Raw genomic sequence first — 662 nt, 5'->3', positions numbered from 1 at the left:
CGCTTTGTGTCAAGTGGTTGTGAACGGGTTTAGGTGTTAGATCGTGATGGGTTGTGGGGTTGGGGCGGTTTGGGTGGTGGTGCGGATGATGCTGACTTCTGCCGGGAGGCCTGTGCCAGCTTTGGTGTCCGGTAGTTGTGTGATGATGCCTTCGCTGAGTGCGTTTCGCATCCCTTCCTCTCGTTTGCGTTGCAGTTCGGTCCAGGTGCCGTCGAGGACTGCTTGTGGTGGGTAGTAGTTGATCCCGCTGTGTGGGGTGGCGTTGTAGACCGGCACCCAGGCGCTGACCCAGGTGTTTGCTTCGCCCAGCGTGGTGAAGGTTTTCGGGTAGTAGGTCCTGGTCTTTAGGGTGTGGAACACCGACTCGGTGTGCGGGTTGTCGTTGCTGGTGTGCGGCCGGTTCAATGAGCGGGCCACACCATGTTCGGCAAACAGTTTGCCGAGTCGTTTGCTGGTCATGGCAGCGCCGTTGTCGGAGTGGACAGTGTGCACATTTGGAAAACGGGTGAAGATGTCGGCGAACATCGCTGCTGCAAGCTGGCTGTTTTCTCGTTCTGCGACGACGAACCCGACGATGGCGCGCGAGTACAGATCGATCACCATGTGCAACGCGAAGGTTTGTCCGTAGTACTGGCCAGGCAAAAACGTGATGTCCCAGCACA

1 protein-coding gene is annotated in these 662 nt (G+C 57.9%); it reads right to left on the bottom strand.

Annotation, left to right across the window (positions count from 1 at the left end):
* Positions 1 to 36: 36 nt before the first annotated feature.
* Positions 37 to 662 (bottom strand): DDE-type integrase/transposase/recombinase (locus MHY23_RS11865; RefSeq protein ID WP_239307709.1); only part of this gene is annotated, 626 nt, incomplete at its 5' end.

This window comes from Corynebacterium sp. ACRQP (assembly GCF_022345915.1).
Taxonomy (GTDB): domain Bacteria; phylum Actinomycetota; class Actinomycetes; order Mycobacteriales; family Mycobacteriaceae; genus Corynebacterium; species Corynebacterium lehmanniae.
The sequence above is the reverse complement of the archived record's forward strand: the minus strand, read 5'-3'. Positions and strand labels throughout refer to the sequence as shown.